15 protein-coding genes and 1 pseudogene are annotated in these 25,933 nt (G+C 71.1%); 13 read left to right on the top strand and 3 right to left on the bottom strand.

The window, feature by feature from the left end:
* Positions 1–16 precede the first annotated feature (16 nt).
* Positions 17–1,099 (top strand): alcohol dehydrogenase catalytic domain-containing protein, encoded by a 1,083-nt coding sequence (locus CU254_RS22035; protein WP_009079495.1) that lies wholly within the window; start codon positions 17–19, stop codon positions 1,097–1,099.
* An 80-nt stretch (positions 1,100–1,179) separates the two neighbouring features.
* On the opposite strand, the gene CU254_RS22030 is transcribed toward CU254_RS22035, so the two are convergent.
* Positions 1,180–3,495, bottom strand: a complete 2,316-nt coding sequence (locus CU254_RS22030) for a pyruvate dehydrogenase E1 (RefSeq protein ID WP_009079494.1) — start codon at positions 3,493–3,495, stop codon at positions 1,180–1,182.
* Positions 3,496–3,628: 133 nt separating this feature from the next.
* Here CU254_RS22030 and CU254_RS22025 point away from each other — a divergent pair, with 133 nt between their 5' ends.
* Positions 3,629–4,111 (top strand): Lrp/AsnC family transcriptional regulator, encoded by a 483-nt coding sequence (locus CU254_RS22025; protein WP_009079493.1) that lies wholly within the window; start codon positions 3,629–3,631, stop codon positions 4,109–4,111.
* Here the strand turns inward: CU254_RS22025 and CU254_RS43125 are convergent, their stop codons facing one another.
* On the bottom strand, positions 4,112–4,408 hold the full coding sequence (locus tag CU254_RS43125; RefSeq protein WP_050788250.1) for a DUF3040 domain-containing protein: 297 nt from the start codon (positions 4,406–4,408) through the stop codon (positions 4,112–4,114).
* A 151-nt stretch (positions 4,409–4,559) separates the two neighbouring features.
* Between CU254_RS43125 and CU254_RS22015 the strand changes: the two genes are divergently transcribed.
* The 5 genes from CU254_RS22015 (at position 4,560) to treZ (ending at position 13,776) form a co-directional block, all read left to right on the top strand.
* On the top strand, positions 4,560–5,414 hold the full coding sequence (locus CU254_RS22015; RefSeq protein ID WP_037714438.1) for an LLM class F420-dependent oxidoreductase: 855 nt from the start codon (positions 4,560–4,562) through the stop codon (positions 5,412–5,414).
* Positions 5,415–5,678: 264 nt separating this feature from the next.
* A complete protein-coding gene (gene malQ, locus CU254_RS22010; protein ID WP_009079490.1) occupies positions 5,679–7,619 on the top strand; it encodes a 4-alpha-glucanotransferase in 1,941 nt (646 codons plus the stop codon).
* A 54-nt stretch (positions 7,620–7,673) separates the two neighbouring features.
* On the top strand, positions 7,674–9,800 hold the full coding sequence (gene glgX / locus CU254_RS22005) for a glycogen debranching protein GlgX (RefSeq protein WP_009079489.1): 2,127 nt from the start codon (positions 7,674–7,676) through the stop codon (positions 9,798–9,800).
* Entirely contained in the window at positions 9,797–12,073 is a 2,277-nt protein-coding gene (gene treY, locus CU254_RS22000; protein WP_009079487.1) for a malto-oligosyltrehalose synthase, read from the top strand. Before glgX (CU254_RS22005) ends, treY begins: the two co-directional genes overlap by 4 nt.
* Positions 12,070–13,776, top strand: a complete 1,707-nt coding sequence (gene treZ / locus CU254_RS21995; protein ID WP_037717686.1) for a malto-oligosyltrehalose trehalohydrolase — start codon at positions 12,070–12,072, stop codon at positions 13,774–13,776. Before treY ends, treZ begins: the two co-directional genes overlap by 4 nt.
* Here treZ and CU254_RS21990 read toward each other — a convergent pair.
* The gene (locus CU254_RS21990; protein ID WP_009079484.1) at positions 13,766–14,740 is read right to left on the bottom strand and encodes a YafY family protein; all 975 of its coding nucleotides are present in this window, start codon (positions 14,738–14,740) and stop codon (positions 13,766–13,768) included. The two genes, treZ and CU254_RS21990, sit on opposite strands and share 11 nt — an antisense overlap.
* 165 nt (positions 14,741–14,905) lie before the next feature.
* Here CU254_RS21990 and glgX (CU254_RS21985) point away from each other — a divergent pair, with 165 nt between their 5' ends.
* The 6 genes and pseudogenes from glgX (CU254_RS21985) to CU254_RS21960 form a co-directional block, all read left to right on the top strand.
* A complete protein-coding gene (gene glgX / locus CU254_RS21985) occupies positions 14,906–17,050 on the top strand; it encodes a glycogen debranching protein GlgX (protein WP_009079482.1) in 2,145 nt (714 codons plus the stop codon).
* A gap of 284 nt (positions 17,051–17,334) precedes the next feature.
* Positions 17,335–19,314, top strand: coding sequence for an alpha-1,4-glucan--maltose-1-phosphate maltosyltransferase (locus CU254_RS21980; RefSeq protein ID WP_009079481.1), 1,980 nt, complete (start codon positions 17,335–17,337; stop codon positions 19,312–19,314).
* Between the two features lie 90 nt (positions 19,315–19,404).
* Positions 19,405–21,198, top strand: a complete 1,794-nt coding sequence (gene treS / locus CU254_RS21975) for a maltose alpha-D-glucosyltransferase (RefSeq protein ID WP_009079479.1) — start codon at positions 19,405–19,407, stop codon at positions 21,196–21,198.
* A gap of 1 nt (position 21,199) precedes the next feature.
* Positions 21,200–22,612, top strand: coding sequence for an aminoglycoside phosphotransferase (locus CU254_RS21970; protein ID WP_009079477.1), 1,413 nt, complete (start codon positions 21,200–21,202; stop codon positions 22,610–22,612).
* Between the two features lie 5 nt (positions 22,613–22,617).
* Positions 22,618–24,819 carry a 1,4-alpha-glucan branching protein GlgB gene (gene glgB / locus CU254_RS21965; RefSeq protein ID WP_037717682.1) on the top strand — a complete coding sequence of 734 codons (2,202 nt, stop codon included), beginning with the start codon at positions 22,618–22,620 and terminating at the stop codon, positions 24,817–24,819.
* Between the two features lie 284 nt (positions 24,820–25,103).
* A pseudogene (locus CU254_RS21960) lies at positions 25,104–25,916 on the top strand (family 16 glycosylhydrolase); the annotation flags it as partial.
* Positions 25,917–25,933: the final 17 nt, after the last annotated feature.

Below are 25,933 nucleotides of genomic sequence, written 5' to 3'. Positions count from 1 at the left end.
CCGAAGGAGAACCCCCGTGGTCAAAGCCGTGGTCGTGCGCGAGCAGGGCGGGCGTCCGGAAGTGTGCGACATCGTGCTGCCGCCGGTCGGGCCGGAGGACGTGCGGGTGCGGGTCGCCGCCGCCGGCGTGTGCCATTCCGATCTGTCCATGGTGGACGGAACGCTGCGTCCGCAGTACCCGTTCGTGCCGGGGCACGAGGCGTCCGGCGTCGTGGCGGAGGTCGGCAGCCAGGTCGCGCACGTGCGGCCGGGGGACCGGGTCGTGCTCAACTGGGCCGCCGCGTGCCGGGAATGCTGGTTCTGCCGGGCCGGGGAACCGTGGTTGTGTTCGGCGATCGAGGGCGTCACGACGCTGCCGCGCGGGGAATTGGACGGCGCTCAGCTCAACGTCCTGCTGGGCGTCGGCGGGTTCGCCGAGGAGACCGTGGTGCCAGGCCGGTCCGTCGTGCCGCTGCCGGACGGCGTGCCGCTCGACCTGGCCGCGCTCATGGGCTGCGCGGTGCTCACCGGGGTCGGCGCGGTGCGCAACACCGCGAAGGTCCGAAGTGGACAGAGCGTGCTCGTGCTCGGGCTCGGCGGGATCGGGTTGTGCGTGGTGCTCGGCGCGAAACTCGCGGGCGCCAGGCAGATCATCGCGGCCGACCTGTCGCCGGAAAAGGAAGCGCTCGCCCGCGCGGCCGGTGCGACGGATTTCCTGGTGAGCGACGACAAACTCGCCAAACAGGTGCGCGGGCTGACCGAGGGCCGCGGCGCGGACTACGCCTTCGAATGCGTCGGTGCGGCGACGACGATCCGCGCGGCGTGGAGTTCGGTGCGCCGCGGCGGGCACTGCACGGTGGTCGGCGTCGGGCGGAAGGACCAGCAGGTCGTGCTGAACCCGCTGGAGATCTTCCACTTCGCCCGCACGCTCACCAGCACGGTCTACGGCGCGTCCGACCCGGACCGCGACATCCCGGTGCTCGCCGACGAGGTCCGTTCGGGCGAACTGGATCTGGAAACCCTGGTGACGCACCGGATTTCGCTCGACAAGGTCGGCGAGGCGTTCGACCGGATGCGGCGCGGGGAAGGCGCCCGGTCGCTCGTCCGGATCGGGAACTGAGGCAGGTGCCGAAGGTCCGTGAAGGACTCCCCGAGGGAATCTGATTCCCGGAAGGAGTCCTTCACGGACAACAACCTCGGTCAGTCCGCGACGTCCAGCGCCGCCTGGATGATGCTGTCCGTGTCGATGCCGTGGTGCCGGTACACGCTCTCCAGATCGCCCGACTGCCCGAACCGCGTCACGCCCAGGTGCGCCGCCCGCACGCGGTGGACGTTCGCCAGGAACGCCAGCGTGTGCGGGTGCCCGTCGAGCACCGTCACCATCGGCGCGGACCGTTCGGACGGCAGCGCCGACTCCAGGATCCACGTGTCGGCGGTGTCCTGGCCCGCCCGGGCCTGCACGGCGCGGAACAGCAGGCCGGGGCTCGTCACGCACACGACGTCGGCGTGCTTGCCCAGCGCGTCCAGCCGGGAGGCGGCTTCCAGCGCCTCGGTGACCATCGCGCCCATCGTCACCAGCGTGACGTCCGGGCGCGCCACCGCGGCGGTGCGGATCGGGTACGCGCCCGCCACGACCTGGCGGCGACGGCGCTCCCGCGCGGCCGGGTCGGTCGGCACCGCGGCCAGGCTCTGGTCCACCGGGCGGGTCGAGAGCCGGAGGTACGCCGAGGTGCCGTCGGGGCGGCCGAGCCGCGAAAGGGACGCCAGCAGGGTCCACTCGACGTCCAGCGCGAACGCGGGTTCGTACGTCACGCAGCCCGGCTGTTCCAGCCCGACCGACGGCGTGGTCACCGACTGGTGCGCACCGCCCTCGGGCGCGAGCGTGACGCCGGACGGGGTGCCGACCAAAATGGACTGTCCGCCGCCGTAGATCCCGAACGACCACGGTTCCAGCGCGCGCTCCACGAAGGGGTCGTAGAGCACCCCGATCGGCAGCAGCGGGCGGCCCCAGCGCGACCACGTCGTGCCCAGTTCCCCGAGCGCGCTCACCAGGTTCACCTCGGCGATGCCCAGTTCCAGATGCTGTCCGCTGGGCCGCTCGCGCCAGTGCAGGATCGTCTCCGGGTCGTCGGCGAACCAGTCGACGCGTTCCTGCGGCGACCACACGCCGACCTTGTTGACCCAGCCGCCGAGGTTGGTGCTGGACGAGACGTCCGGACACAGCGTCACGACGAGTTCCGCTGCCTCGGGAGCTTCGCGGGTCAGGTCGAGCAGTGCGCGGCCGAGGGCGGCCTGCGTCGTGGTGCGGCCGGACGGCGTGCGGCCGATGTCGGACGGCAGAGCCGGAACCGGTTGCAGCTCAACGGGTCCCCGCTTCAGGCGAGCGGCGGTCGAGGCGCACAGCTGGGCGGCCGCGGAGCCGTCGGCGAACTTCTGCCACGGGTTCTCCGGCGAAATCCCGACGCGTTCGGCCAGCGCACCCAGCTGCTCGGCGGTCAGCAGCGACGAGTGGTTCTGCGGATGTCCTTCGCTCGCCAGGCCGAATCCCTTGACCGTGTAAGCGAAAACGACCGTCGGCCGGTGGTCGTCGATGGCGTCGAACGTGTCCAGCAGCGCGGACAGGTCGTGGCCGCCGAGGTTGCGGATGGCGGCGTGCAGCGTTTCGTCGTCGAGGGTGTCGAGCAGCGGAGCCAGTTCCGGCGTGGCCAGGCGTTCGCGCAGCTGGGCCGGGGTGCACCGGAGGAGGCGCTGGTACTCCGGGTTCGGCATCTCGTCGATGCGCCGGCGCAGCGCGGAGCCGCCCGGCCGTTCGAACAGTTCCTGCAGCAGCCGCCCGTACTTCACGGTCAGCACCTGCCAGCCGGCCGCCTCGAACATGCCCTGCAGCCGGGTCGCGCCGATGTTCGGGACCACGCGGTCGAGCGACTGCCGGTTCAGGTCGACGATCCAGACGACCTCGCCGAGTTCGGCCACGTTCGGGTCGAGGATGGCCTCCCAGCACGCGCCCTCGTCCAGCTCCGCGTCGCCGACCAGCGAGTACTGCCGCCCGGTGCCCGCGCCGCCGCCGTGCGATTCGACGTAGCGGCGGGCGAGCGCGCCCCAGATCGGGGCGGTCGCGCCGATGCCGACCGAGCCGGTGGAGTAGTCGACCTGGTCCGGGTCCTTCGAGCGCGACGGGTAGCTCTGCAGGCCGCCGAACTCGCGCAGCGTCGTCAGGTACTTCTCGTCGAGGTCGCCGAGCAAGTAGTTGATCGCGTGCAGCACGGGGGAGGCGTGTGGTTTGACCGAAACGCGGTCCTCCGCGCGCAGCCGGGCGAACCACAGCGCGGTCATGATCGACACCATCGAGGCGCTGGACGCCTGGTGCCCGCCGACCTTGAGCCCGGTCGGATTCGGCCGCACCCGGTTCGCGTGGTCGATGATCGCGGCCGACAGCCACAGCACCCGGTCCTGCACCTCGCGCAGGACGGTCACCGTGTCGTTGTCCGGAAGGCGTTCGGGGGCGGCGCTGCTCACGAAGGATCGGACCTTTCTTGGGCGGAAAGTTCAGGCCAGTCCAGCAGAGCTGGGTAAGGTGCACAACAAGTGCGTTCGACATTGCGCAGAACGCCCAACACAGCACCGCGCGGTGCGGAGAGGATTGCGCAGCATGCCCAGCACTCAGCGGCTCGATGCCACCGACGCCCGGATCCTGCTCGCGCTCGGCCGCACTCCGCGCGCCACCGCGGTCGCGCTCGCCGACGAGCTGGGCCTGTCGCGCAACACCGTGCAGAGCAGGCTCGCCCGGCTCGAACAGGGCGACGCGCTGCGCTCGGCCGAACACCGGATCGACCCGGCCGCGCTCGGCTACCCGCTCACCGCGTTCGTCACGGTGCAAGCGCGGCAACGCCTGCTGGACGAGGTCGGGCGCGCGCTCGCCGCGGTTCCGGAGGTGCTGCAGGTGCGCGGACTGACCGGCGCGCAGGACCTTCTGGTGCACGTCGTGGCGACCGACGCGGACGACCTGTACCGGATCGCCGGGGAAATCCTGGAAATCCCCGGCGTCGAGCGCACCAACAACGCGCTCGTCATGCGCGAGATGGTGCCGTACCGGCTCACGCCGCTGCTCGAGCGCGCCGCGCAGCGCGGCTGATCACGTCCGGTCGTCGTCGGGCACGGGTTCGCGGCGGCGCTGCAGCGTCGTCCGATGAATCCAGACCAGCAGCGGCGCGGCGAGCAGGCCCCACAGGAACCATCCCGTCTCGCCCGCCATCAGGCCGAAGACCAGCATCAGCAGAACGGTGACCTCGGCCAGCACGAGGATCTTCTGCCACCGCCGGGTGTGCGCCGGCGGCACGCCTTGGCTCAGCGTCGCGGCGAACACGGGGTCGCTCGCGGCGAGTTCCTCTTCGATCTTCCGCAGGGCGCTGCGGTCGCGATAGGGCAGCATGATCCCCTCCTCGGGCAGGACGGGCCGGTGATCGCTCAAGTACCAGTGGAGTACCCGGCCCGGGCCGCCGTCAAGCCCGGGTTTTCGCGGGATCGATCCGCAGGCCGGGAGGCCGTTGCAAACTGAAACACGTTCTAATACCGTGCCGGGGGTGAGATACGGGATCGTGCTGTTCACCAGCGACCGGGGCATCTCCCCGGCGGCGGCCGCGCAGGCCGCGGAAGAGTGCGGGTTCGCGACGTTCTACGTGCCCGAGCACACCCACATCCCGGTCCGCCGGGACGCGCCGCATCCGCGCACGGGCGACTCCTCGCTGCCGGACGACCGCTATCTGCGCACGCTCGACCCGTGGGTCGCCCTCGCCAGCGCGGTGCCGGTGACCTCGACGATCCGGCTGGCGACCGCGGTGGCGCTGCCGGTGGAGAGCGACCCGATCACGCTGGCCAAGACCGTCGCGACGCTGGACCACCTGTCCGGCGGCCGGGTCACGCTCGGCGTCGGGTTCGGCTGGAACACCGACGAACTGGCCGATCACGGCGTGCCCGGGAAGCGGCGGCGGACCGCGCTGCGCGAGTACCTCGAGGCGATGCGCGCGCTGTGGACCGAGGAAGAGGCGAGCTACGCGGGCGAGTTCGTGGAGTTCGGGCCGAGCTGGGCGTGGCCCAAACCAGTGCAGTCCAAGGTGCCGGTGGTCGTCGGCGCGGGCGGGACCGAACGGACGTTCCGCTGGATCGCCCGGCACAGCGACGGCTGGCTCACCACGCCCGCCGAAGGCGACATCGCCGGGAAAGTCGCGCAGTTGCGCGAAATCTGGCGCGCAGAGGGTCGCGCGGGAGAGCCGGAAGTGATCGCGCTCGGCCCGCGCCCGGACCCGGAAGGGCTCGCCAGGCTCGAGGAGGCGGGCGTGACCGAGGTCGTGTTCGGCCTGCCGGACCGGCCGGCGGGCGAGGTCGAGGCGTGGCTGGACCGGCTCGCCGGAAAGCTCGGGCAACTGGCCGGAGCCTGACCGGAATCTCTGGGGGCGGCTTTACCCCCGCCGAACGGAAACTGCGCGTTGAAATTGCGAATAGCGCCTGAACGGGTGAACTCGGCGGCCGTGCGTCATTCCCGGGAACGCCTTCCCTCTTGTTTCGTGTGGCGGTGACCGGCCGGCACGCCCCCCGACCGGCCGGTCACCGCTTCGCCCGGATGCGGCGGCGGGGCGAATGGCGGCGAGGGGCTCCGCCCGGGACACTGGTCCGGTGCGCATTCCCGTTCCCCGGACCGAAACGTGACCCCCGAACTGGCCGAACTGGCCGCCGCTCGCGGAGTCGCCACCCACTACGAAAACGCCGACCAAGTCGAAGTACAGGTCGATCCTGACGTCGTGATCGCCGTATTGGCGCAGCTGGACGTCGATGCCAGCACTCCACAGGCAATCGAGCGGGAATTGGCCGCGGTGCGGGAAGCCCGTGCCTCGCGAGCGCTGCCGCCGACGGTCGTGGTGCGCGCCGGGCAAGAACGCGAACTCGGCCAGCCCGCCTCGGTCGAACTCGAGGACGGCACCACGCGTGACGTCGGCACCACGCTTCCGGCTGACCTTCCGCTCGGCTGGCACCGGATCGTCACCGCCGAGCAACGGGTTTCGCTCGCCGTCGTCCCGGCGAAGCTGCCCGAGGTGCCGCCCGCGTGGGGCTGGATGCTGCAGCTCTACGCCCTGCATTCCGGCCAGTCGTGGGGGATGGGCGATTTCGGCGATCTCGCCGCGATGGCCTCCCGGTCGGCCGCCGAACTGGGCGCGGGCGTGCTGCTCGTCAACCCGGTGCAGGCGATCAGCCCGGCGCATCCGGTCGAGCGGTCGCCGTATTCGCCGTCCAGCCGCCGGTTCGCGAACCCGCTGTACCTGCGGGTAACCGACACCGAAGCGTTCGCCCGCGCCGACGAGGACACCCAGCGGAGGGTGCGGGCGCTCGCGCCGGACCCGATCGGCGAGCTGATCGACTACGACGCCGTGTGGACCGCCAAACGCGCCGCGCTGGAACTGCTGCGCCCGCACCACCCGCGTCCGGTCGAACTGGACGACGACCTTCGCGATTTCGCCGCGTTCGGCGCGCTCGCCGAGGTGCACGGAAACGACTGGCGCGAGTGGCCCGAGCCGTTGCGCGATCCCGGCAGCGCCGAGGTCGCCGCCGCGCGCGAGGAACTGGCCGAACGGATCGAGTTCCACGGCTGGCTTCAGCAGCTCTGCCACGAACAGCTCGACAACGTCCGCCGTGCCGCGCGGGACGCGGGCATGCCGGTCGGCGTCGTGCACGACCTGCCGGTCGGGGTGCATCCCGGCGGCGCGGACACCTGGGCGCTGCGGGACGTCTTCGCCGCGCAGGTGCGGGTCGGCGCGCCGCCGGACGCGTTCAACCAGCAGGGCCAGGACTGGAATCTCCCGCCGTGGCGGCCGGACCGGCTCGCCGAAGCCGGATACGCGCCGTTCCGCGACGTCGTGCGCGGCGTCTTGCGCCACGCCGACGGCATCCGCGTGGACCACGTCGCGGGGATGTGGCGGCTGTGGTGGATTCCGCCGGGCGAACCGGCTGGCCGCGGCACGTACGTGCATTACGACGCCGAAGCGATGCTCGGCGTGCTCGCGCTGGAAGCGCACCGCGCGGGCGCGGTCGTGGTGGGGGAGGACCTCGGCACCGTCGAGGACACCGTCACCGAGACCATGCACGAACGCGGCCTGCTCAGCTCCGCGGTGCTGTGGTTCCAGCGCGACTGGGACGCGCCCGGCAAGCCGTTCGTCCGCCCGGACCGCTGGGACCCGGACGCGATGGCCAGCATTTCGACGCACGACCTGCCGACCGTGTCCGGCTGGCTCGACGCCGAGCACGTCCGGGTCCGCGCCGAACTCGGCCAGCTCGACCGGCCGGTGGAGCAGGAGTACGCCGAGGCGGCGGCCGAACGTCGAGCGTTGCTCGAATTGGTTGCCAGCGAAGGAATTCCGGACGACGACTTGGTGGTCGCCTTGCACACGCTGCTCGCTTCGGCGGCGTCGCGGCTGGTGCTCACCGCGCCGGCGGACGTCGTCGGCGAACGGCGCCAGCCGAATTTGCCGGGAACCGTGGATGAGTACCCTAACTGGCGCATCCCCCTTCCCGTCACCGTCGACGGGTTCTTCGCCGACCCGCGAGTGCGGGCAGCGGTCGCCCCGCTCGCCGCGGCCCGCCCGTTGCGCTGAAACACTCGCAAAGCCCGTCCGGACAACGAAAACCGATGCCCAAGGAGAAGCCCTGTGCGGCCCTGGCCCGGAAAGCCCTACCCGCTCGGCGCCACCTATGACGGCGTGGGGACCAACTTCGCGCTGTTCTCGGAGGTCGCCGAGCACGTCGATCTCTGCCTGTTCGACGAGGAGGGCAACGAAACCCGCTCGCGGCTCGAGGAAGTCGACGGCTTCGTCCACCACGGCTACCTGCTCGGCGTCGGCCCCGGGCAGCGCTACGGATTCCGCGTGCACGGGCCGTACGACCCGAGCCGCGGCCAGCGCTGCAACCCGAGCAAGCTGCTGATCGACCCGTACGCCAAGGCGCTGTCCCGCGGCGTCGACTGGTCCGAAGCGCTGTTCAGCTACCGCTTCGACGACCCGGAACAGCTCAACGAGGACGATTCGGCGGGCCACGTGCCGTATTCGCTCGTGGTCAGCCCGTTCTTCGACTGGGCCAACGACCGCGCGCCGCGGGTGCCGTACCACGAGACGGTGATTTACGAGACGCACGTGCGCGGCATGACGATGACGCACCCGTTCGTCCCCGAGCGGCTGCGCGGCACGTACGCCGGGCTGGCGCACCCGGCGATCGTCGAGCATTTGCAGAAACTCGGCGTGACGACGGTGGAGCTGATGCCGGTGCACCAGTTCGTCACCGACCACGCGCTCGACGAGAAGGGCCTCCGCAACTACTGGGGCTACAACACGATCGGGTACTTCGCCCCGCATGACGGGTACGCCGCGATGCAGGGCCAGGGCGGGCAGGTGCAGGAGTTCAAGGGCATGGTCCGCGCCCTGCACGAGGCGGGCATCGAAGTGATCCTCGACGTGGTTTACAACCACACCGCGGAGGGAAACCACCTCGGCCCGACGCTGTCCATGCGCGGCATCGACAACGAGGCGTACTACCGCCTGGTCGAGGACGATCCGCAGTACTACATGGACTACACCGGCACCGGGAACTCGCTCAACGTGCGCAGCCCGCACACGCTGCAGCTGATCATGGATTCGCTGCGGTACTGGGTGACCGAGATGCACGTGGACGGCTTCCGGTTCGACCTCGCCTCGGCGCTGGCCCGCGAGTTCTACGACGTCGACCGGCTGTCGACGTTCTTCGACCTCGTGCAGCAGGACCCGATCGTGAGCCAGGTGAAGCTGATCGCCGAACCGTGGGACGTCGGGCCGGGCGGCTACCAGGTCGGCAACTTCCCGCCGCTGTGGACGGAATGGAACGGGCAGTACCGCGACACCGTCCGCGATTTCTGGCGCGGCGAACCGTCCACCCTCGGCGAGTTCGCCTCGCGGATCACCGGGTCGTCGGACCTGTACCAGGACGACGGCCGCCGTCCGTTCGCGTCGATCAACTTCGTCACCGCGCACGACGGGTTCACCCTCACCGACCTGGTGTCCTACAACGAAAAGCACAACGAGGCCAACGGCGAGGACAACCGCGACGGCGCCGACGACAACCGGTCGTGGAACTGCGGCGTCGAGGGTCCGACCGACGACAAGGAAGTGCTCGCGCTGCGCGCCCGGCAGCGGCGGAACCTGCTCGCCACGCTGCTGCTGTCGCAAGGCGTGCCGATGCTGCTGCACGGCGACGAACTCGGCCGCACCCAGGAGGGCAACAACAACGCCTACTGCCAGGACACCGAACTGTCCTGGATGGACTGGGAACTCGCGACGGAGAACGCCGACCTGATCGAATTCACCGCCGCGCTCACCGCGTTCCGCAAGGCGCATCCGGTGTTCCGTCGCCGCCGGTTCTTCCAAGGAAAACCGGTGCGCAAGGGCGAGGAACTCGGCGACATCGCCTGGTTCACGCCCGCGGGCGAGGAGATGACCGAGCAGAACTGGGACGACGCGTTCGGCAAGTCCGTGGTGATTTTCCTGAACGGGGAAGGGATTCCGGACCTCGATCCGCGCGGGATGCCGGTCGAGGACGATTCGTTCCTGCTCGCGTTCAACGCGCACTGGGAGGACATCGCGATGACCCTGCCGGGCAACGGCTACGGTCGCGAGTGGACGGTCGTGGTCGACACCGAGACCGGCGCGGTCGGGGAGACCGGCATCGAGCCGGTCGAAGGCGGCGGCAAGTTCACGCTCGCCGCGCGCTCGCTCGTCGTGCTCCAGCGCACCGCCAAGGAGGGCGAATGAGCACGCCGTCCTCGACGTACCGCGTGCAGCTGCGGCCGGAGTTCGGCTTCGCGGACGCCGAGGCGATCGTGGAGTACTTGCGCGAGCTGGGCGTCGGCGCGTTGTACGGCTCGCCGATGCTCGACGCGACGCCCGGGTCCACGCACGGTTACGACGTCACCGATCCGACGCGCGCCCGGGGCGAACTGGGCGGCGAAGACGCGCGGAAGGCGTTGTCGGCGCGGCTGAAGGACGCCGGGCTCGGGTTCGTGGTGGACATCGTGCCGAACCACATGTCCGTCGAAGTGCCGAAGGCGAACCAGTGGTGGTGGGACGTTCTGCGGAACGGCCGGGATTCGCCGTACGCGCAGTTTTTCGACATCGACTGGTCTCGCGGCCGGATCCTGCTGCCGGTGCTCGGCGACGACAACGACGAGCTGACCGTCGAAGGGGACGAACTCGTCTACTACGACCACCGTTTCCCGATCGCGCCCGGCACCGGCGAGGGCACGCCGGCCGAGGTGCACGCGCGCCAGCACTACGAGCTGGCCGGCTGGCGGCGCGGCAACCGGGAGCTGAACTACCGGCGGTTCTTCGACATCACGAACCTGGCCGCGGTCACCGTGGAGCGGCCGGAGGTGTTCGCCGAAACGCACGGCGAGGTGCTGCGCTGGGTGTCCGACGGCGACGTGACCGGCCTGCGCGTGGACCATCCGGACGGGCTCGCCGACCCCGGCGGCTACTTCCGGCGGCTCCGCGAGGGCGCGCCCGGGGCGTGGCTGGTCGTGGAGAAGATCCTGCACCCGGGCGAGGCGCTGCCGCAGAGCTGGCCGGTCGACGGGACCACCGGGTACGACGCGCTGCGCGAGATCGCCGGCGTGTTCGTGGACCCGGCCGCCGCGCCGGTGTTCACCCGCCTCGCCGCCGAGCAGGGCGCGCGCACCGACTACCACGCGGTGGAGGAAGGCGCGCGGCGGCTGGTGACCGACGGCATCCTGGTCGCCGAGGTGCACCGGATCGCCGCGCTGCTGCAAGGCGTGGACGCCGACGCGGCCCGCGCCGCCGTGGCCGAGGTGATGATCGCGTTCCCGGTCTACCGTTCGTACCTCCCCGAGGGCGCCGGGCACTGGGCGACCGCCGTCGCGCGGGCGCGCAAGCGGCGGCCGGAACTGGCCCCGGCGCTCGACGCGCTGGACAGCCAGGTGCGCGGTGCGCCGGACGGCGAGCTGGCGACGCGGATCCAGCAGACGTCCGGCATGGTCGTCGCGAAGGGCACCGAGGACACGACGTTCTACCGGTTCACCCGGTTCGCCGCGCTGAACGAGGTCGGCGGCAACCCGGACCGGTTCGGGCTGAGCCCGGCGGAATTCCACACGCTGGCCGCGGGGCGGGCGGCCGCGGCCCCGGCCACGATGACCACCCTGACCACCCACGACACGAAGCGATCCGAGGACACGCGCGCCCGGATGGCCGCGCTGTCGGAGGTCGCGGACGAGTTCGCGGTCGCGTTCCGCCGCTGGACTGCCGCGCGCGGGATCGACGAGCCCGCGCTGAACCTCCTGGCGTGGCAGACGCTCGTGGGCGCGTGGCCGATCTCGCCGGAGCGGCTGCGCGACTACCTCGACAAGGCCGCGAAGGAAGCGAAACTCCGCACCACGTGGACGGACCACGACGAGGACTTCGAGCGCGCCGTCGCCGAGTGGCCGTCCGCGGTGCTCGGCGACGCTGCCTTGGCGGCCGACGTCGAGTCGTTCGTCCGGCGGGTGCGCGGCGCGGGCTGGGCGAACTCGCTGGGGCAGAAGCTGCTGCAGCTGGCCGGACCCGGCGTGCCGGACGTCTACCAGGGCACCGAGCTGTGGGACTACTCGCTGGTCGACCCGGACAACCGCCGCGAGGTCGACTACGGCGTCCGGCGCGAACTGCTCGCCCGCGTCCAGTCCGGCGAACAGCCGGAGATCGACGAGACCGGCGCGGCGAAGCTCCTGGTGGTGCACCACGCGCTGACCCTGCGCCGGGACCGGCCGGAACTGTTCACCGGATACCGGCCGTTGCACGCCGAAGGCGTTGCCGCGGAACACCTTCTGGCCTTCGAACGCGGCACCGGCCTGACCGTCGCGGTCACGCGGCTGCCGCTGGGGCTGGAGCGGGCGGGCGGCTGGCGCGACACCGTGCTGCCGCTGCGCGCCGGGGAATGGACCGACGTGCTGACCGGCCGCGGAGTGGGCGACACCCCGCGGGCGTCGGCGTTGTTCGAGCAGTATCCGGTCGCGCTTCTGGTGCGGGAGGACTCCTGATGTTCCGCGTATGGGCCCCTTCCGCCGAGCGCGTCCGCGTCCGCGTGGACGGCGCCGACCACGAGATGACCGCCGCCGACGGCGGCTGGTGGCAGGCCGACGTCACCGGCGCCGACTACGCCTTCCTGCTCGGCGACGACGACCGGCCGCTGCCGGACCCGCGCTCGCTCCGCCAGCCGAACGGCGTGCACGAGGCGTCGCGGGTCTACGACCATTCCGCGTTCCAGTGGACCGACCAGTCGTGGACCGGACGGCAGCTGGCCGGCGGCGTGGTCTACGAACTGCACGTCGGCACCTTCACCGAGGCGGGCACGTTCGACGCGGTCATCGAACGGCTCGGGCACCTGGTCGACCTCGGCGTCACGCACGTCGAACTGCTCCCGGTGAACTCCTTCGACGGCACCGCGGGCTGGGGCTACGACGGCGTCCTGTGGGGCGCGGCGCACGAACCGTACGGCGGTCCCGACGGGCTGAAACGCCTGGTCGACGCGTGTCACGCGCGCGGTCTCGCGGTCGTGCTCGACGTGGTCTACAACCACCTCGGCCCGTCCGGCGCCTACCTCGACCGGTTCGGCCCGTACTTCGCCGGGGCCACCGACTGGGGCGCCGGGCTGAACCTCGACGGCGAGGGTTCCGACGAGGTCCGCCGCTACGTCATCGACAACGCACTGGGCTGGCTGCGCGATTTCCACTTCGACGGCCTGCGCCTGGACGCCGTGCACGCGCTGGTCGACAAACGCGCCGTGCATCTGCTGGAGGAACTCTCCGCCGAGGTCGACGCGCTGTCGGCGGCCCTGAACCGCCCGCTGACGCTGATCGCCGAGTCCGACCAGAACGACCCGAAACTCGTCACCACGCGGGACGCCGGCGGCTACGGCCTGCACGCGCAGTGGTCCGACGACCTGCACCACGCGCTGCACGTCCGGCTCACCGGCGAAACCACCGGCTACTACACCGATTTCGCCGCACCCGGCGCGCTGGCCAAGACCCTGCGGGAGGCGTTCTTCCACGCCGGGACCTGGTCGTCGTTCCGCTCCCGGGTCCACGGCCGCCCGCTCGACCGCCGGGTGGCTCCCGGCCACCGGTTCCTGGCCTACCTGCAGGACCACGACCAGATCGGCAACCGCGCGACCGGCGACCGGCTGTCCGCGACCGTGTCGCCCGGCCTGCTGGCCTGCGGCGCGGCGGTGGTGTTCTACTCGCCGTTCACGCCGATGCTGTTCATGGGGGAGGAGTGGGCGGCGGGGACGCCGTGGCAGTTCTTCGCGTCGTTCCCGGACCCGGAACTGGCTGAGGCCGTCCGCACCGGCCGCCGCCGCGAGTTCGCCCGGCACGGCTGGGGGGAATCGGAGGTCCCGGACCCGATGGACCCGGCCACCGTCGCCCGCTCCCGGCTCGACTGGAGCGAACCGGGCAAAGCGGGGCACCGGGAGATGCTGGACCTGTACCGGACGCTGATCCGCCTCCGCCGCTCGCATCCGGACCTGACCGATCCGCGGCTGGACCGGGTCGTGGTGGAAACCGCCCCGGACGATGCGTGGCTGGTCCTGCACCGGGGCGCGTTGCGGCTGGCGTGCAACTTCGGGCCGGAACCGGCGGAGGTCCCGGTGGCGGGGGAGGTGCTGGCTTCCTGGGGCGATCCGGAGGTCGGCGACGCGACGGTGCTGCCCAAGGAGTCGTTCGTCCTGGTGGCTACCCGCTGACCTCGGCGTAGCGGCGAAGCATCGACGCCAACGCCTCGGCCAGCCGGTCCCGAAGCTCCTGCGGCGCAACCACTTCCGCCAGCGGACCGAGCCGCAAGAGGTCGTGCACCGCTTGGTCGGGGTGCTCGACCGGGACGACCACCCGGGTCCAGCCGTCCGCCTCGACCACGCCGCACGCCGCCGCGCGGGCAACGGCCGGTTCAGCGAGCTGAGGCAACAGCCGCACGCCCTCCGGCGACAGCCGCAGCACCGCTTCGCCCCGGTGCCGCCGGGCGTCGAAGTCCTCCAGGTAGTCCGACCAGTACTGGCCCAGATCGAACGACTCCGCCCGGTCGAAGGTCTCGTCCAGCAGCTCCGCCTCGGCGATCCGTGCCACCCGGTAGGTCCGGAACGCCCCGGAACGGGCGACCAGGTACCACTGCCCGGCCTTCAGCACCACCCCGTACGGCTCGACGGTCCGGCTCACTTCATGCGGCGCGGCCCATCGCTGATACCGGATCCGGACGCGCCGCTGCTGCCACACCGCGTCCGAGACTGTCGGCAGCTGCGGCGTGGCCTCCGGGTCGTGATACCAGGACGCCGCGTCCAGATGGAACCGCTCGCGGACCCGGTCCGCGTGGGACCGCAGTTCCGCCGGGAGCGCGGCCAGCAGCTTGCGCTCCGTGTTCGCCGCGACCGGCCCGAGGCCGAGCCCGGAGGCCGCCGCGGGCAGGCCGGTGAGGAAGAGCGCTTCGGCTTCTTGCCTGGTCAGGCCGGTGAGCTGGGTCCGGTACCCGTCGACCAGCCGGTACCCGCCGTCGTGGCCGGGCTCGCCGTACACCGGGATCCCGGCCGCGCTCAGCGCCTCGATGTCGCGGTAGACGGTGCGCGGGGAGACCTCCAGCCGGGCGGCCAGCTCCTCGGCGGTCCTCGGCTGGCGGGCCTGCAGCAGCAACAGGAGGGAGACGAGCCGGCTCGCGCGCATGGGACCAGCATGCCGGGGACCACTGACAAAACCTGTCCGGAATCGGCACGCCCGGCCCGCGACCCCTGCCCGCATCGCCGTCGGACCAGGTCACCACCCCTAACCCGGGGAAGTTCAGCCAAGCGCCGGAGCCCGCCGCCGCCCGGGGTTTGAAAAGATCGGCGCATGGCACAACGACCCGCATCCGACAGCCAGGTCCTCGCCGGACGTCCGTTCCCGCTCGGCGCCCACCCGGAGGCGGGCGGCGTCCGGTTCGCGGTGACCTCCGCGGTCGCCGACGCGGTCGAGGTGTGCCTCGTCGGCGACGACGGCTCCGAGCGGCGGATCGAACTGACCGAACGCACGTTCGGCGTTTGGCACGGGCTAGTCCCGGGCGTCACGGTCGGCCAGCGCTACGGCTACCGCGTGCACGGCCCGTACGACCCGGCGCACGGCTACCGCTGCAATCCGGCCAAGCTCCTCGTCGACCCGTACGCGCGCCGGATCGACGGGAAGCTCGCCAGCCTGCACGCCGCACAGGGCTTCACCGGCGACCCCGAGCGCGGTCCGATGTCCACTGTGGACTCCCTGGGCGCGGTGCCGCTGTCGGTCGTCACCTCGCCGGGCGGGCAGGACACCGGGATCAAGCCCGAAGTGCCGTTCGAGGAATCGGTGATCTGCGAACTGCACGTCAAGGGGTTCACTCAGCAGCATCCGTTCATCCCGGAAGCGCTGCGCGGCACGTACCTCGGCCTCGCGCACCCGGTCGCGATCGAGCACCTGACCCGGCTCGGCGTGACGACCGTCGAACTGCTGCCGGTGCACGCGTTCGCCGACGAACCCGCGCTCATCCGCTCGGGACGGCACAACTACTGGGGCTACTCGCCGCTGGGCTACTTCGCGCCGCACGCCGGGTACGCGAGCGAGCCGGGCCGAGAGGTCGAGGAATTCCGCACAATGGTCGCGGCCCTGCACGCGGCGGGCATCGAGGTGCTGCTGGACGTCGTCTTCAACCACACCTGCGAAGGCGGCCCGGACGGTCCGACGCTCTCGTTGCGCGGCCTCGACGCCCCGGCGTACTACCTGCACACCCGCCGCGGCCACATGGCCGACCTCACCGGCTGCGGCAACACCCTCGACGCCGGTTCGCCGACGGTCGTCCGGCTGGTCACCGATTCGCTGCGGTACTGGACGCAGGAGATGGGCGTCGACGGCTTCCGCTTCGACCTGGCGAGCACGCTCGGCCGCCCGCGCGGCGAGATGTTCGACCGCGAGTCGACGATGCTCACCGCGATCACCACCGACCCGGTGCTGTCGCGCTGCAAGCTGATCGCCGAACCGTGGGACGCGACCGGCGAGGGCTACCGCGTCGGCGACTTCGGCGCGCAGTGGGCCGAGTGGAACGGCCGCTACCGCGACACCGTCCGCGATTTCTGGCGCGGCGCGACCGGCGTGCGCGACCTCGCGTACCGGCTGTCCGGCTCGTCGGACCTGTACGACCACAACCTGCGCCGGCCGTGGCAGTCGATCAACTTCGTCACCGCGCACGACGGCTTCACGCTGCGGGACCTGGTGTCCTACAACGAAAAGCACAACGAGGCCAACGGCGAGGACAACCGCGACGGCACGAACGACAACCGGTCGTGGAACCACGGCGCGGAGGGCGAGACCGACGACGCGGCGATCGTCGCGCTGCGCACCCGGCAGGCGCGCAACCTCTTCGCGACGCTGCTGCTGTCCACCGGCACGCCGATGTTCACCGCGGGCGACGAGATGTGGCGGACCCAGCACGGCAACAACAACGCCTACTGCCTCGACGACGAGACCTCGTGGATCGACTGGACCCCGACCGAGGCGTCCGAGCCGATGCTCGACTTCGCCCGCCGCGTGGTCCGGCTGCGCGCGCACAGCCCGGCGCTGCGGCAGCCGGAGTTCTTCGAGGGCCGCACGACGGTCACCGGCAAGCCCGACCTCGTCTGGTTCCGCCCGGACGGCGAGGAATTCGACGAGATCGACTGGTTCGACGAGGACCGCCGCACGCTCTGCATGTGGATCGACGGGTCGAACAGCCAGGCGCGCAACCGCGAGGGCGCGCTCGTCACCGACCATTCGTGGCTGCTGGTGCTGCACGCGGGCGCCGAGCCGGCCGAGATCGTGCTGCCCGGCCCGGAGTACGGCGAGACTTTCAAGCCCACTTTGGACACCAGCACCGCCGACGGCACCCCGGCCAATCCCGGCGTGCTGGAGCCGAAGGCGCGGATCACGGTCGAGGCGCGCTCGCTGCTGTTGCTGCGCGCGCCGCGGGACACGGTGGAGATCCCGCAGCTGTAAGGAACCGCGGCGGGCATTCCAGCGGGGGATACCCGCTGATACTCACGAGTAATCACCGGAACGCGCCGCCGTTTGTTAACGCAATTCGGCGCGCGTGTTGCGGGCCGGAGACGGGAATGCGTCCGGGAGTTCCGCCGAATGGGCGCGTTTCGCCCGACCGGGTGGCGGGAATTGCAGAAAAAGGCCCCGCTGTCAACGGCTTTGGAGGAATCAGGCACACTGACCGTGCTCGCGCGAGCGCACTCCGACCACCCTCCCACCCACCGTGAAAAAGGGGCATTGCCATGACCGGCAGGCTCGGGATCGACGACGTCGCACCCATGGTCAGCTGCGGCCGGCATCCGGCCAAAGCCGTTGCAGGCGAACATTTCCCCGTCACCGCCACGGTCTGGCGGGAGGGCCACGACGCGGTCGCCGCGACGGTCGCCTGGCGCGGTCCGGGCGACCGCGCCGCGCGCCAGACGCGGATGGCCGAACAGGGTCGCGGGCTCGACCGGTTCGGCGCGGTGATCGTGCCCGACGCCGAGGGCATGTGGACCTATCGGGTGGACGCGTGGAGCGATCCCTGGGCCACCTGGGAGCACGCGGTCGAGGTGAAGATCGCCGCCGGGCAGGGGCCGGGGGAGCTGGCGAACGACCTGGAGAGCGGGGCGCGGCTGCTCGACCGCGTGTCGCGCCGCCCGGAGCGCCGGGCCGAGCGCCCGCTGCTCGCCGGGGCCGCGGCCGCGCTGCGCGACGGCGAACGCGATCTCGCCGAGCGCGTCGGGCCGGCGCTCTCGCCTGAGGTCCGCCAGCTCATGCACGATTTCCCGGTGCGCGAGCTGATCACCAAGGGCCGCGTGCTGAAGCTGTGGGTCGACCGCAAACGCGCCGCTTTCGGTTCCTGGTACGAATTCTTCCCCCGGTCCACCGGCGGGGTCGACGCGCAGGGCCGCGCCGTGCACGGCACCTTCGCCACCGCGCAGCGCGAGCTGGACCGCGTCGCGGGCATGGGCTTCGACGTCGTCTACCTGCCGCCGATCCACCCGATCGGCCGGGTGAACCGCAAGGGCCCCAACAACACTCTCGACGCGACGCCGGACGACGTCGGCTCGCCGTGGGCGATCGGCGCGGACGAGGGCGGGCACGACGCGGTCCACCCGGAGCTCGGCACGATCGAGGATTTCGACGCCTTCGTGGCGCGCGCGGGGGAACTCGGTCTCGAGGTCGCGCTCGACCTCGCGCTGCAGGCCGCGCCGGACCACCCGTGGGTGGTGAAGTACCCGGAGTTCTTCACGACCCGCCCGGACGGCACCATCGCGTACGCGGAGAACCCGCCGAAGAAGTACCAGGACATCTACCCGGTCAACTTCGACAACGACCCGCGCGGCATCTACGACGAGGTGCTGCGCGTCGTGCTGCACTGGGTGTCGCACGGGGTGCGGATCTTCCGGGTCGACAACCCGCACACCAAGCCGCCGGACTTCTGGGCGTGGCTGATCCAGTCGGTGAAGGACGCGCATCCGGACGTGCTGTTCCTCGCCGAGGCGTTCACCCGTCCGGCCCGGCTGTGGGGGCTGGCGAAGCTCGGCTTCACGCAGAGCTACACGTATTTCACCTGGCGCACCACGAAAGAAGAGCTGACCGAGTTCGGCACGGACCTCGTCGAGCACTGGGACCACGGCCGCCCGAACCTCTTCGTGAACACTCCGGACATCCTGCACGAATCGCTGCAGCACGGCGGTCCGGGCATGTTCGCGCTGCGCGCCGCGCTCGCCGCGACGATGTCGCCGACCTGGGGCGTGTACTCCGGCTACGAGCTGTTCGAATCCGAGGCGGTGCGGCCGGGCAGCGAGGAGTACCTCGACTCGGAGAAGTACCAGCTGCGCCCGCGCGATTTCGCCCGCGCGCTCGCCGAGGGCCGCTCGCTCGAACCGTGGCTGACCCGGCTCAACGCCGTCCGCCGCGCGCACCCCGCGCTGCAGGGCATGCGGTCGCTGCGCTTCCACCACATCGACAACGACGCCCTGCTCGCCTACTCCAAACAGGACCCGGCGACCGGCGACACGGTCGTCGCGGTGGTGAACCTCGACCCGCACAACGGGCAGGAGGGCACGCTCTGGCTCGACCTGCCGTCGCTCGGCTTCGACTGGTCCGAGCGGCTCATCGCGCACGACGAGGTCACCGGCGAGACCTGGGACTGGGGCCAGGCGAACTTCGTCCGGCTCGAACCGTGGCGGGCGGTGGCGCACATCGTGGCGCTGCGCCGCAGGCTCGCGGCCTGACGCCGCGGCGTCTCGGGCACGCGCGGTTATCCCGGAGCCGTTCGGGATAACCATTGTTCAGCACAGGCTACTCAGGACAAGGTGGAACGGATGGACGAGGAGAGCCGGCCCGGCGCCGCGACGGGACTGGCGGGCGTGCCGCACACCGGGGAGGCGGTGACCGCCGACGGCCTGCTGGTCGAGCCGCAGGCGGACGACTTCGCGCACGCGCACGCGGCGCCGAAGGACCCGGAATGGTTCAAGAGCGCGGTGTTCTACGAGGTGCTGGTGCGCGCGTTCGCCGACTCGAACGGCGACGGCACCGGCGACCTGCGCGGGCTGGCGGGCCGGCTCGACTACCTCGAATGGCTCGGCGTGGACTGCCTGTGGCTGCCGCCGTTCTACGCCTCGCCGCTGCGCGACGGCGGCTACGACATCAGCGATTTCCGGGCCGTGCTGCCGGAATTCGGCAGCGTCGACGACTTCGTGTACCTGCTCGACGAGGCGCACCGGCGCGGCATCCGGGTGATCACCGACCTGGTGCTCAACCACACCTCGGACGCGCATCCGTGGTTCCAGCAGTCCCGCTCGGACCCGGACGGCCCCTACGGCGACTACTACGTGTGGAGCGACGACGATTCCCGCTACGCCGACGCGCGGATCATCTTCGTCGACACCGAAACGTCGAACTGGACCTACGACCCGGTGCGCGGCCAGTTCTACTGGCACCGGTTCTTCTCCCACCAGCCGGACCTCAACTACGAGAACCCGGCCGTGCAGGACGCGATGATCGACGTGCTGCGGTTCTGGCTCGACATCGGCATCGACGGCTTCCGCCTCGACGCCGTGCCCTACCTGTTCGAACAGGAGGGCACCAACTGCGAGAACCTGCCGCGCACGCACGATTTCCTCAAGCGCTGCCGGAAAGTCGTCGACGACGAGTACCCCGGCCGGATCCTGCTCGCCGAGGCGAACCAGTGGCCCAGCGACGTGGTGGAGTACTTCGGCGACGCGGAGTCCGGCGGCGACGAATGCCACATGGCGTTCCACTTCCCGCTCATGCCGCGGATCTTCATGGCGGTGCGCCGGGAATCGCGATTCCCGATCTCGGAGATCCTGCTGCAGACGCCGCAGATCCCGTCCGGCACGCAGTGGGGCATCTTCCTGCGCAACCACGACGAGCTGACGCTCGAGATGGTCAGCGACGAAGAGCGCGACTACATGTACTCCGAGTACGCCAAAGACCCGCGGATGAAGGCCAACATCGGCATCCGCCGCCGGCTCGCCCCGCTGCTGGACAACGACCGCAACCAGCAGGAGCTGTTCACCGCGCTGCTGCTGTCGCTGCCCGGGTCGCCGGTGCTGTACTACGGCGACGAGATCGGCATGGGCGACAACATCTGGCTCGGCGACCGCGACGCCGTCCGCACGCCGATGCAGTGGACCCCGGACCGCAACGCCGGGTTCTCCACCTGCGACCCCGGCCGGATCTACCTGCCGGTGATCATGGACCCGGTCTACGGGCACCAGGCGCTGAACGTCGAGGCGCAGGCCGACAACGCGGCGTCGCTGCTGAACTGGACGCGCCGGATGATCGAGGTCCGCAAGCAGCACCACGCCTTCGGCCAGGGCGATTTCGCCGACCTCGGCGGCTCGAACCCGAGCGTGCTCGCCTACCAGCGCCGGTGGCGGCGCCCGGACGGCCGCGAGGACGTCGTGCTGTGCGTCAACAACCTGTCCCGTTTCCCGCAGCCGGTGGAACTGGACCTGTCCGCGCACCAGGGCGCGACGCCGGTCGAGCTGACCGGCGGGGTGCGCTTCCCGGACATCGGCGAGCTGCCGTACCTGCTCACCCTGCCCGGCCACGGGTTCTACTGGTTCCAGCTGCTCGAGCCGGAAGAATGAGGTGAGTCCGCTGTCGCACCACGGTCCCCCGCCCGAATCGCCCGAGCCGTCCGAACCGTCCGGCCTGTCCGGCGCGCTGGCCGAGCTGCTGCCGGACTGGCTGCCCGCGCAGCGCTGGTTCGCGGGCAAGGACCGGCCGGTCGACGAGGTACGCCCGGCCGGCCTCACCGTGCTGGCCGGCCCGGATCCGCTGCTGGTGCACGCGGTCGTCGACGTGGTGCAGGGCGACCGCACCGAGCCCTACCAGCTGCTGATCGGCCGCCGGTCCGGGATCCCGGAGGTCGCGTCGGCCGCGCTGATCGGCGAACGGTTCTACGAGGCGAGCGGCGACGCCGACCTCACCGCCGGGCTGCTGGACCGGATGGCGGCGGGGGAGTCGGCCGGGCCGCTGCGGTTCTCCGCGGAGCCGGGCGCGACGCTCGAACCCGGGCTGCGCTCGCGGCCGATCACCGCGGAGCAGAGCAACACCTCGCTGGTGTACGGCGGGCAGTACATCCTCAAGCTGTTCCGCAAGCTCAGCCCGGGCATGAACAAGGACCTGCTGCTGCACCGCGCGCTGCAGGACGCCGGGTGCAAGCACGTGGCGCGCGTGGTCGGCTCGATCTCCGGCGAACTGCACGGCGAACCCGCGACGATGGGGATGCTGCAGGAGTTCCTGCCGGACGCGGTCGACGGCTGGGCGATGGCGACCACGAGCGTGCGGGACCTGCTGGCCGATCCGGACCAGTCCGCGGCCGAGGCGGGCGGCGATTTCGCCGGCGAAGCCGAACGGCTCGGCGCCGCGGTGGCCGAGGTGCACGCGGATCTCGCGACCGCGCTCGGCACCGAGCCCGCGGACGCCGGCGAGCTGGACCGAACGGTGCGCGCGATGACCGAACGGCTCGACCAGGTGTCCGAAATGGTCCCGGAGCTGGCGGTGTACGCGCCCGCGCTGCGCGAGGTGTTCGAAGGGGTGCGCGCGCACGCGTCGTCGATCGAGCTGCAGTACATCCACGGAGATCTGCACTTGGGCCAAGTGCTGCGTACCGTCAACGGATGGCTGCTGCTGGACTTCGAAGGCGAACCGGCCGCCCCGGTCGCGGAACGGCACGCGCTGCGCTCGCCGTTGCGCGACGTCGCGGGCATGCTCCGGTCGTTCGACTACGCGGCGCACCAGCGGCTCGTCGGGCAGCCCGAGAACGCGGACGTGACCCGGCACGCGATGGAATGGGCCCGGCGCAACCGCGCCGCGTTCTGCGCCGGGTACGCCCGCGCGGGCGGCCCGGTCGGCGACCTGCAGGACCACGCGGACCTGCTGCGCGCCTTTGAACTGGACAAAGCGGTGTACGAGGTCGCCTACGAGCACGCGAACCGGCCGGACTGGCTGAGCGTGCCGCTGGCGGCGATCGCCCGCAGCACCGACGGAAGCGAGTGACCCCCGTGAACGCTGTCCCCGCGGATCTGCCCTCGGCGGCGCCGTCTCCGCGCGACATCGACCGGCTGCTGGCAGGCGAGCACCACGACCCGCATTCGGTGCTCGGCGTGCACACCGACGGCAGCGACATCGTCGTGCGGGCGCTGCGCCCGGGCGCGACGTCGGTGTCCGTCGTCGCCGGCGAGCGCCGCGTCCCGCTGGAACGGGTGGCGGACGCGCTGTTCGCCGCGACGCTGCCGGAACATCCCGGCGACTACCGGATCGAAGTCGGCTACGACAACCACACTGTCGTCGCCGACGACCCGTACCGGTGGCTGCCGACGGTGGGGGAGCTGGACCAGCACCTCATCGGCGAAGGACGGCACGAACGGCTGTGGGACGTCCTCGGCGCGCACGTGCGCCGGTACGACACCCCGAACGGCGTCGTCGAAGGCGTGTCCTTCGCGGTGTGGGCCCCGACCGCGCGCGGCGTGCGGGTGATCGGCGACTTCAACGGCTGGGAGGGCCGCGGCCACCCGATGCGCTCGCTCGGGTCGTCCGGCGTGTGGGAGCTGTTCGTGCCCGGCGTTTCCGTCGGCAGCTGCTACAAATTCCGCATCCTCGGCGCGGACGGGCACTGGCACGAGAAGGCCGACCCGATGGCGTTCGCCACCGAGGTGCCGCCCGCGACCGCGTCGAAGGTGACCGAATCGTCGTACGCCTGGGGCGACGACGAGTGGGTCGCCCGGCGCGAGGCGACCGACTGGGCGGACGCGCCGATGAGCGTGTACGAGGTGCACCTCGGCTCGTGGCGGCCCGGGCTCGGCTACCGCGAACTGGCCGACCAGCTGGCCGACTACGTCGAGGAAACCGGCTTCACCCACGTCGAATTCCTGCCGGTGGCCGAGCATCCGTTCGGCGGCTCGTGGGGCTACCAGGTCACGTCGTACTACGCGCCGACGTCGCGGTTCGGGTCGCCGGACGATTTCCGGTACCTGGTCGACCACCTGCACCAGCGCGGCATCGGCGTGCTCGTGGACTGGGTGCCCGCGCATTTCCCGCGCGACATCTGGGCGCTGGCGCGGTTCGACGGCAGCCCGCTGTACGAGCACGAGGACCCGCGCCGCGGCGAGCAGCCGGACTGGGGCACGCTCGTGTTCAACTTCGGCCGCAACGAGGTGCGCAACTTCCTCGTCGCCAACGCGCTGTTCTGGCTGGAGGAGTTCCACCTCGACGGCCTGCGCGTGGACGCGGTCGCCTCGATGCTGTACCTCGACTACTCGCGCAAGGACGGCGAGTGGCTGCCGAACGAGTACGGCGGCCGGGAAAACCTCGACGCCGTACGGTTTCTGCAGGAGCTGAACGCGACTGTCTACAAGCGACACCCGGGCGTCGTGATGGTCGCCGAGGAGTCCACCGCCTGGCCGGGCGTCACCCGCCCGACGCATCTGGGCGGCCTGGGCTTCGGCTTCAAGTGGAACATGGGCTGGATGCACGACACGCTCCGCTACCTGTCGCACGAGCCGATCCACCGGGCGTACCACCACAACGAGATGACGTTCTCGCTCGTGTACGCGTGGAGCGAGAATTTCGTCCTGCCGCTGTCGCACGACGAAGTGGTGCACGGCAAGGGTTCGCTGTGGGAACGGATGCCGGGCGACGACTGGAACAAGGCCGCCGGGCTGCGCGCGCTGCTGGCGTTCATGTGGGCGCATCCGGGCAAGCAATTGCTGTTCATGGGCGGCGAATTCGGCCAGCCGCGCGAATGGTCGGAGTCGCGGTCGCTGGACTGGCACCTGCTGGAAAGCCCGCTGCACCGCGGCGTGCGCGACCTGATCCGGCAGCTGAACGCGGTTTACCGGGACACCGCCGCGCTGTTCAGCGGCGACGTCCGGCCCGAGGGCTTCCGCTGGATCGACGCGAACGACTCGGGCGGGAACGTGCTGAGCTTCCTGCGCCTCGGCGCGGACGGTTCGCGGCTGGCGTGCGTCGCGAACTTCGCCGGGGTCCCGCACCACGACTACCGGGTCGGCCTCCCGTCCGCCGGACGCTGGACCGAGGTGCTGAACACCGACGCGGAGTCCTTCGGCGGTTCGGGCGTCGGGAACCTCGGCGCGGTGGAGGCGACCGAGGAGCCGTGGCACGGACAGCCCGCGTCGGCGGTGCTGCAGCTGCCGCCGAGCGGGGTGGTGTGGCTGCTGGAGGAGCGTCCGTCCGCGGAGGCTTGACCCGCCTGCGCACTTGCCGCCGCGGCGGTCCGTGAGGGCCACCTTCAGGGACTCTGAGTACCTCAGGGTTCCCCTCACGGACGGCCACGGCAGGTTCGCTTGCCCGTCCGGCCCTCCTGCGTTGCCCGGAGTTCCTCCTGTGAGCGCCCTTTTCCGGCCTTGGTCGGAAAATGACCCACGGGACGTATTGCCGGTGAACGCACTGGTCGGCATACTTTGTTGCCATCCACAACAAACCCGGGGTGGCGCCGCCAGGCCGCCCCTCGAGTGATCGAGGGATGACGATGACGTCCAGGCACACCTCCGCTCGCTGGCGGCTGCTCGCGATTCCCGCCGCGCTCGCCCTTGTCGGCACGGCCGCGCTGGCGCCCGCGGGCAACGCCGCCCCGGCCGCCGGGTTCTCCGACGACTTCGACGGCCCGGCCGGCTCGCCCGCCGACGGGAGCAAGTGGACCTACGAAACCGGCGACAACAACGGCAACAACCACGAACGGCAGTGGTACACCGCGGGCGCGGCCAACGGCGCGCTCGACGGCCAGGGCCACCTCGTGATCACCGCGAAGAAAGAGAACTCCGGCCGCACCTGCTGGTACGGCGCGTGCCAGTACACCTCCGCGCGGCTGAACACGTCCGGCAAGTTCAGCCAGGCGTACGGGCATCTGGAAGTGCGGATGAAACTGCCGCGCGGACAGGGGATGTGGCCCGCGTTCTGGATGCTCGGCGGCGGGCAGTGGCCGGACGACGGCGAGATCGACGTGATGGAGAACATCGGCAAGGAGCCGAACACCGTGCACGGCACGATCCACGGCCCGGGCTACTCGGGCGCGGGCGGCATCGGCGCGCCGTTCACCGGCCCGAACTTCTCCGACGATTTCCACACCTACGCGGTCGACTGGGCGCCGGGCAAGATCGTCTGGCTGGTCGACGGACAGGCCTATCAGACCCGCACCCCGGCGGACCTCAACGGCAAGAAATGGGTGTACGACCACCCGTTCTTCCTGATCCTCAACCTCGCGGTGGGCGGCGACTGGCCGGGCGACCCGGACGGCAGCACCCAGTTCCCGCAACAGCTGGTGGTCGACTACGTCCACGTGAGCTGACCGCTCTAGCCGCC

This window comes from Amycolatopsis sp. AA4 (genome assembly GCF_002796545.1).
Lineage (GTDB): Bacteria > Actinomycetota > Actinomycetes > Mycobacteriales > Pseudonocardiaceae > Amycolatopsis.
This window is presented reverse-complemented; position numbering and strand designations above follow the sequence as displayed.